Consider the following 8,701-nt stretch of genomic DNA (forward strand, 5'->3'; position numbering starts at 1 on the left):
CGGCGTTATCGGGACAGGCCCGCGTCGCTGCCCGCGAGACGGGCGGCGCGTTCGGCGGTGGCGAGGGCGTCGAGCACGCCGTCGATGTCGCCCTGCATGACCTGGTCGAGGTTGTGCGAGGTGTAGCCGATGCGGTGGTCGGTGAGCCGGTTCTGCGGGTAGTTGTACGTCCGCACCCGCTCCGATCGGTCCACTGTGCGCACCTGGGAGCGTCGGGCCTCGCCTGCGGCGGCGGCGGCCTCCTGCTGTTTGGCGGCGAGCAGACGGGCGCGCAGGATGCGCATCGCCTGTTCGCGGTTCTGCAACTGGGACTTCTCGTTCTGGCAGGAGACGACGATCCCGGTCGGTTCGTGGGTGATGCGGACGGCGGAGTCGGTCGTGTTGACGGACTGGCCACCCGGCCCGGAGGAGCGATAGACGTCGATGCGCAGATCGTTGGGGTTGACGTCGATGTCGACCTCCTCGGCCTCCGGCATGACGAGCACGCCGGCCGCCGAGGTGTGGATGCGGCCCTGTGACTCGGTGGCGGGGACGCGTTGGACGCGGTGCACGCCGCCCTCGAACTTCAGTCGGGACCACACGCCGTGGCCGCCCTCGGGCGTGCCCTTCGTCTTGACGGCGACCGACACGTCCTTGACACCGCCCATATCGGACTCCTGGGAGTCGATGACTTCTGCCGCCCAGCCGTGCTTCTCGGCGTAGCGCAGGTACATGCGCAGCAGGTCGGACGCGAAGAGCGCCGATTCCTCGCCGCCTTCACCGGCCTTGATCTCGACGATGACGTCGCGGGCGTCGTCCGGGTCGCGAGGCAGCAGCAGTTCGGCGAGCTTCTCCTCGAGTTCGGGGACGCGTTCGCGCAGCGCGGTCGCCTCGGCGGCGAATTCGGGGTCGTCGGCGGCGAACTCCTCGGCGGCGACGAGATCGTCCTTGACTGTGGTCAGTTCGGCGTTGCAGGCGGCGATCGGTGACAGTTCGGCGTAACGCCGTCCGACACGACGCGCCAGGCCGGCGTCGGCGTGGATCGACGGGTCGGCCAGCTGTTTTTCCAGTTCGGAGTGTTCCGCGAGTAGCACGGCGAGCCGGTTGGAGTCGGTGGCTTTGCTCATGGTTGGGCTCTCTTCGAGAAGTGCGAGTCGGGCGTGGCCTCGGAATGGCAAAACGGCACCCGGACACCCCCGAGTCGGGGGGCCGAGTGCCGTCGAAAGCTCGCTACTTGTCGTCCTTCTTGGTGGCCTGCACCTTGGCGTACTTGCGCTGGAAGCGCGCGACACGTCCACCGGTGTCGAGGATGCGCTGCTTGCCCGTGTAGAACGGGTGGCAGACGCTGCACGTCTCGACGTGGATCTTGCCGCTGGCGACGGTGCTACGCGTGTTGAACACGTTGCCGCAGGAACAGGTGACCTCGGTCGCCGCGTAGTTCGGGTGGATGTCGGACTTCATGTCTTCCTTCTTTCTTCGGCCGCCGGGTCGCCGCGAGCGGCGTGAACCGGAACCGGATAGCGCAGGTGAGTAAGCCGGCAGGCTTGAGACGATGGCCTGGAGGTAGTCCTGAGATGACGGGACCACCTCTCGTCGCCAACGAAACATACTAGCGGGCGCCCCTATTCCCCCACCGAGCGAGGATCGCTGACGTGGCCACGCGCGCGGCCCTCCTGGTGACGGGCCTCACGACGATCCTGGACGGTCGACTCGTGGCACCCGATGGTCGACAATGCCGACGCGGGGTCGGGTATTCCGACGGGGCGCGGNGCGGGCGCCGGGGCGCCCGCNCCGCGTTCCGTCAGCGGATACGGACCTGGGTGCTGGTCGTCACGCCGTTGACGATCACGGTCAGCGTCACGTCGCCGCGCCGCAGGGCGGTCAACTCGCCCGTGTCGGGGTCGAACCAGGCGAGGTGGCGCTTGCCGGACGGCCTGGCGTCTCCGACGTAGACGCCTTCGGACTCGGTCCAGTCGGCGCTCACGGGGTAGGCGACGGGAACCACCCGGTCCTGCTGGGTGAGTTCGGCGGTCACCTCCGCGGTGTCGCCGACGGCGATCGTCGCCGGAGCGGTGACGGTCAACGTGTCGAGTTGCGCGTGGGTCTGGACGGCGATCCAGTCGTCGACGGCGCGGTACGGCTCGCGGGCGCGGACGGCGACGTCGTCGCGGTCGAGCGGGTCGACGCCGATCTCGCTCCAGCCGACGAAGCCGCCGTCGTCGGCCGCTCCCGCCGGGGACTTCCCGGAGTTGCCGTTGATCAGGTACGGCACCCCGTCGACGCGGGACGCGTGGAACACTCCGACGTGACTGCCGACGAACGCCGCGCCCTTGCCGGTGTCGACCCGGAAGTCGGCGAGCCAGCTCTCCAGCAGTTGGGCGTCCTTGCGGTCGGTGAGTTGGCTGGCGGCGGCGGGCATCGGGTCACGGGGCGGGACGTGCTCCACCACGACGACCGAGGTGATCGACGGGTCTTCGGCCGCGTCGGCGAGTCGTTCCTCGAGAAGCCGCAACTGGTCGAGGCCTCCGTCGTGCAGTTTCAGGCTCGACGTGTCGAGGGTGATGAACCGTGTTCCCTTGTGGTCGAAGCTCTTATAAGGGTCGCCGAACTCGGAGACGAAGTTGTCGATGTTGCCGCCCATGACCTCGTGATTGCCGGGGATGTAGTGCCACGGCAAGCTGTCGCCGAGCTCCTCGGTGATGACGGAGCGCGCGAACGCGAGGTCCGCGGGCGCCCCCTCGTCCACGAGGTCGCCGTTGATGATGACGAAGTCGGGGTCACTGGCCTTGATCTCCGCGAGGGTGCGGCGCGCGGAGGCCACGATGTCGCTGTCGGGGTCGCGGGCGACGAACTGCGCGTCCGACATGACGGCGAAGCGCCACCCCGCGTCCGAGACATCCGTTGTGAACAGTGGATCGTGGATGGCGGGTTCGGCCGGGACGTCCATGTCGGGAGGTGTCTGCGCCACAAGCGAATCGATGCTGATGCCGGCCTGGTATGCCGCCGTCGGATCGGTCTCGGCGACGTAGAAGCGCGTCAATGTCAGCGGGTACACGGTTCCCGGTGGGACCGGCAGTTCGACGTACTGCCAGCCCTCCCAGGTCACGTAGTCGCCGCGCAGGACGAGCGACGCCCCGGTGCCGTCCGTGAACTGGAGGGACGGCCATTCGCCGTTGCCCTCGCCGTCGATCCACAGCCCGAAAGACTGCGGTTGTCCCTCGACGCGGATCGGCTGAGGCGGCGCGACGTACGCGGCGCGGGTCGCGGTGCTCTGCGAGAAGTCGTAGTCGAGGCGCAGGCCCGTCCCGTCTTGGCCTTCGATCGGGGACGAATCGCCGGTCGCGCGGGCGGTCGTGAACTTCCAGTCGGCGGCGTCGTCGAAGTTCGCGACCGGGGTCTCGTCGAGGCCGACGGTGACGGGAACGATCGTGGATCGCCCGTCGACGTTCACGGTGACGAGCGACGCGCTCGACTCGGTGCGGGCCGCGACGGCGAACCCGGTCACGGTCGGCGTGATCGACAGGAGATCCCGGTCGTACTCGAGCGTGACGTCGCCCGGCTCGATCGGGGCGCTGAACCCGGCCTCGTCGTAGCCGACCACGCCGAAGGTGGCGGTGTCGTCCATTGAGGCGAGACCGACGCGCGTCTCATCCGAGTCCACTCGGGACAATTCGCCGAGCACCGTCAGCCGCTCGGTGCCGGTGGCCTTCCCCTTCGACGCGGTGACGGTCACCGTGCCGGGCTGTTTGGCCGTGAACAGACCGTCCCGGTCGACCTCGCCGACGCGGTGCGGGAGGGCCTTCCAGCGGGGGTCGCCACTGGCCGGACCGTACGTCTCGTCGAAGCCGACGGCCGACAGTTGCCGACTCAAACCCGGGAACACCCGGTCGGGGTCGCCTCCGGACAGCGGGGCGTCGCCGGGAGCGTCGGCCGGGTCCATCGCCGGGGCGACGCGGTAGCCGTCGAGGTCGCCGGAGCCCGGCGGAACGGTCACGGCCAGGCCGTTGGCGACGGGCCGCTCGGTGCCGTCGGAGGGGCTGTTGACCATGCTCAGCTCCGTCGATCCCGGCTCCCGCGCGAGCATTGTGGATGACCCGCCGCCGTCGATGTTGATGGCGTTGTGCGCGCCGAGTTCGGCCATCATCCTCGCCATCTGGTTGACGGTGATCCCGGTCGAGTGGGTCTGCTTGCCGTCGACCGTCAACAGGTAGACGGTCGCGCCGTCCGCCGAGAAGCCGACGGCGGAACGCGCGGCCAGGCCGTCGTCGCCGTGCGACTGGATCTCGCCGTCGACGATGAGCAGCTGCGCGCCGCCGACCGCCGTGTGCAAAGTAGACCCCGTGGACGTGACCGGTGAGTACTCGACGCTCACCGGGTCGCCCTCGGCGAGCGCGCACAGCGTCTCGGCACCTGCCTCGCGGCCGACGAGGGTGTACGAGCCCTCGGGGATCGCGCCCGCTCCGGGTGTCGCGGAGACCGAGACGACGGTGCCGTCGGCGACGACGACCTCGCACGTCACGGTCGCGCCGTCGACCACTCTGGACCTACTGGCCTCCCCCCACAGTGGAGTGTACTCGCCGATGGCACCGGTCTCGAGATCGGTGGCGTTCAGGGCCGCGAGGTCGACGTCGCCGCTCGGCAGGGTCGCGGTGCCGTCGAAGTCCAGTTGAAGGATCTCCCCCAGCCCCTCCGCGGTGAAGCCGACGACGTTGGTGCGGCCGGTGTTGCCGCTCTTGACGAGTTCGCCGTCGGACAGGGCGGCTCCAACGGGCGCGCCGGTGTCATTGATGTCGAAGAAGTCCCCGTTGACGGCGGCGACCGCCTCGGACTCGGCGGCGACCTGTTCGCTGATCGGCGCGGTGTCGGAGATCGTCGGCGGTGACAGGTATTCGAGGCGGGCACCGCTGGACAGGTCCACGGTCAGCGCGTCCGCGCGCAGCCAACCGTCACCACTCCACCGGTCGAAGGAGTCAAGGGTGACACCGCTGGCCACTGGCCGCGACTGCCGATCGGTCTCGATGTGGTCGGTCGGCGGGGGTTGGTCCTCGGGGTACGCGGGCGCGGCGGCCACCAGCGACACGGCGACGAGCGCGCTCGCCGCGAGCATGGCGCGGGCGGCGCGGCCTGGGGTTGGGGACACGTGATGCTCCAATGGAGACGGACGGGCGCGCCGCCACCGTCGAGAGGCGACGACGACTCGGGGAAGGGTATTCAATCGCATCCGTCGAAATTCTTCAATACCTTGAGATGGACCGAAGTTTAATTTCGCCCGATGCTCCCCGGTCCGTCGTTCAACGATCCGCCCCGTGCGCCTGCGTGCGGAACCCGCGTTCTCCTTGCGAACATTGAGATCCGGCCCCGCATGGGAGCCGCGGACGACAGTGGTCCAGGACTCCGGAGGCCCGACGGCCGACCGGTGGGGCGATCACCGCGGACGCTCCCGAGACCTCGGTGCGTCGAACGGTCGCCAGTGTCCATGGGCGTCGTCACGTGGATCGCCCCGGCGTGGTCCCTTGTGCGCATGGGTTGTGAACGCGAGAAACCCCGGCCTCGACCCGCCCATGTGGACGGGGCCGAGACCGGGGCTCCCGATGGATACCGTGCCGGCTGGCGACTAGTCGCTGCCGCCGGGCGTGGTCTTGGCGATCTGAACGAGGAACTCCGCGTTCGTCTTGTTCTTCTTCAGCTGGTCCAGCAACAGTTCGATGCCCTGCTGCGGGTCCAGAGAGGACAGGACTCGGCGAAGCTTGAGCATGATCGCGTACTCGTCGGGCGCGAGCATCAGCTCGTCCTTACGCGTCGACGACTGGTGCACGTCGACGGCCGGGAAGCGACGCTTGTCGGCGATCTTGCGGTCCAGCTTCAGCTCCGAGTTACCGGTGCCCTTGAACTCCTCGAAGATGACCGTGTCACCCATCGAACCGGTCTCGACGAGAGCCGTCGCGATGATCGTCAACGATCCACCGTTCTCGATGTTGCGCGCGGCGCCGAGGAAACGCTTCGGCGGGTACAGCGCCGTCGAGTCGATACCACCGGACAGGATCCGGCCCGACGCGGGCGTGGCGTTGTTGTACGCGCGGCCCAGACGGGTGATCGAGTCGAGCAGCACCACGACGTCGTAGCCGAGCTCGACGAGACGCTTCGCGCGCTCGATCGAGAGTTCAGCGACGGTCGTGTGGTCCGACGGGTGCCGGTCGAAGGTCGAGGCGATGACCTCACCCTTGACCGAGCGCTGCATGTCGGTGACCTCTTCGGGCCGCTCGTCGACCAGGACCACCATCAGGTGGCACTCCGGGTTGTTCTCGGTGATCGCGTTGGCGATGGCCTGCAGAACCATCGTCTTACCGGCCTTCGGCGGCGAGACGATGAGGGCGCGCTGGCCCTTGCCGACCGGCGTCACCAGGTCGATGACGCGAGTGGTGAGCAGGTGCGGCTCCGTCTCCAAGCGCAGCCGCTCCTGTGGGTACAGGGGCGTCAGCTTGTAGAAGTCGGGGCGGCGCTTGCCCTCCTCCGGTTCCATCCCGTTGACGGTGTCGAGGCGCACGAGCGGGTTGTACTTCTCGCGGCGCTTCGACGCGTTCGGGTCGTCGTCCTTCGGCGCGCGAACGGCGCCGGTGACGGCGTCGCCTCGGCGAAGCCCGTACTTGCGCACCTGCGACATCGACACATAAACATCGTTCGCACCAGCGAGGTAGCCGGACGTGCGAATGAACGCGTAGTTGTCGAGTATGTCGATGATGCCACCGATCGGCACCAACACATCGTCCTCATTGACCTGAGGCTCGTTGCGCTCACGCCCTCCGGTGCCACCACTGCGGGTACGGCGATCACGGTCACGGTGCCGACGGTTACGCCGACGACCCTCCTCATCGGAGACCGCCGCGTTCCCCCCGCGCTGCTGCTGTCCGCCGGACTGGCGGCTGTCCCGGTCGCCCTGACGGTCACCACCCTGGCGCTCGGACTGACGCTCGCCCTGACGGTCCCGTTCGGACCGCTCAGTGCGCTCAGTGCGCTCGGCCTTCGCCGGCGCCTCAGCCTCGGGCTGCTGCTGGCGGGTCCGCGTCCGTTCCCTGCGACGCACTTCACCAGCAGGTTTGTCGTTGTCCTCACCGCCCGCAACCGGAATCGTCGTCGACGCGGCCACACTCGTCGTGTCCGACTCCGCGGCGACCACCGTGGACCGACGCGGCTGCGGCGGTCCGGCGGGACGCGTCACTCGGCGGGCATTCCCGCGCGGCGCGGCTTCGGACTCGCTCGGACTGTCAGTCATTGCCGGCTGAGAGGCACCTTCGCCGGACTGCTTCGCCTGAATGGCGGTAATCAGCTCGCTCTTCCGCATTCGCCCGATGCTTGCGATACCGAGGGAATTGGCAAGCTGCTGCAATTCCGGCATCAACATGGACGCGAGGCCGCCACCGCTGCGTCGCCGCCGTGTACCGGCGGACTCCTCGCCGGTGGATCCCGACGTGGTGTCGGTAGTGTCGTTCAATGGATTCCTTCCCTCGAACTGCCGCGGATTCCTTGCGCGGCTTCGGGTTTAGCTGCGTGCGGCACACGTGATCGCTGAAGAAGAACAGTACCCTTGCGGTCAGCCCCCGCATACCCAGAAATGGTGATACAAGGTGGACAAACTGCCAGTCTGAAACTTGTGACGATTCTCACAGTGGCTGCCAGATTGCAAGGATCGGAGCTGTCTTACTCCGAAAGAGATCAGGCGCGCGCTGGTTGCGTCGCGGCTGTATTGCTACACAGCATAGTCAATGGGGTGAAAATCGGCAACACCTGGGGGGTGCGTGTATTAGATCAATGCCGCTCCGTTGGCAACGGACACGGTGTGCGCTGTGAATCCGTCAAGGAGTGGTGGCGCGTCCGTGAACGCCAGCACGCTCGGACCGGCCCCCGAGATCGCGGCCGGGATGTCCCGGCTCCGCAAGGTCGCCACGGCCTCCACCGAGCGCGGCATGGTGGACGCGCGGTACTGCTGATGCAGACGATCATCGGTCGCCTCGAACAGGAGATCGGGATCGCTCGACATGGCGTGCACCATCAGCGCCGACCGTGCCAGGTTGAACGCCGCGTCCGTGTGCAGGACACGTCCCGGAAGCGCGGCGCGGGCGTGAGCCGTCAATCCTCGCAGGTCAGGCACGTAAACGACGGGAACGACACCGTCGGCGGTCGGCACTCGCACGGCCCACGCGTCGCCGTTCGACCAGGCGATCGTGAACCCGCCCAGCAGACACGGGGCGACGTTGTCCGGATGCCCCTCGATCGCCGCGGCCAGTCGCAGGGACTCCGTGTTCGGGGTGGATCGTCCACTCAGGGCGGACGCGAGGACGACGCCCGCGACGATCGCCGCGGACGACGAGCCGAGACCGCGAGCCTGCGGAATCACGTTCACGCAGCGCAGCGCGACCGGCCGCACCGGTTCGCCCCACTCCCGCCAGGCGGTCCACATGCTCGACACGATCAGATGCGACCCGTCGCGCGGCAAGGTGCCGGAGCCCTCCCCCTCGATCGCGACCGTCGTCTCGTCCGCGAACCGCGCGGACACCTCGTCGTACAGCGACAACGCCAGCCCGAGACTGTCGAAGCCCGCCCCCAGATTCGCCGACGTCGCGGGCACCCGCACCGTCACCTCAGACCCGTTCACACTCACCGGGCCAGCTTACGAGAAGGCTGTTTCACCGATGTTTCCTCGTGCGGCCCCGCCACGGGATTTTCT

General features: G+C 68.2%; 5 protein-coding genes. All 5 read right to left on the reverse strand.

The window, feature by feature from the left end:
* Nucleotides 1-5 precede the first annotated feature (5 nt).
* A complete protein-coding gene (gene prfA / locus ACM9NP_RS15995) occupies nt 6-1,106 on the reverse strand; it encodes a peptide chain release factor 1 (protein WP_415647500.1) in 1,101 nt (366 codons plus the stop codon).
* Nucleotides 1,107-1,209: 103 nt separating this feature from the next.
* Nucleotides 1,210-1,440: a 50S ribosomal protein L31 gene (gene rpmE / locus ACM9NP_RS16000; RefSeq protein WP_415647501.1), complete on the reverse strand. Its 231-nt coding sequence runs from the start codon at nt 1,438-1,440 to the stop codon at nt 1,210-1,212.
* A gap of 340 nt (nt 1,441-1,780) precedes the next feature.
* A complete protein-coding gene (locus ACM9NP_RS16005; protein ID WP_415647502.1) occupies nt 1,781-5,119 on the reverse strand; it encodes a phosphodiester glycosidase family protein in 3,339 nt (1,112 codons plus the stop codon).
* A 474-nt stretch (nt 5,120-5,593) separates the two neighbouring features.
* Nucleotides 5,594-7,468: a transcription termination factor Rho gene (rho, locus tag ACM9NP_RS16010; RefSeq protein ID WP_415647503.1), complete on the reverse strand. Its 1,875-nt coding sequence runs from the start codon at nt 7,466-7,468 to the stop codon at nt 5,594-5,596.
* Between the two features lie 309 nt (nt 7,469-7,777).
* Entirely contained in the window at nt 7,778-8,635 is an 858-nt protein-coding gene (gene thrB / locus ACM9NP_RS16015) for a homoserine kinase (protein WP_415647504.1), read from the reverse strand.
* Between the last annotated feature and the right edge of the window lie 66 nt (nt 8,636-8,701).

Origin of the sequence: Stackebrandtia soli, from assembly GCF_965137155.1 — a bacterium.
Lineage (GTDB): Bacteria > Actinomycetota > Actinomycetes > Mycobacteriales > Micromonosporaceae > Stackebrandtia > Stackebrandtia soli.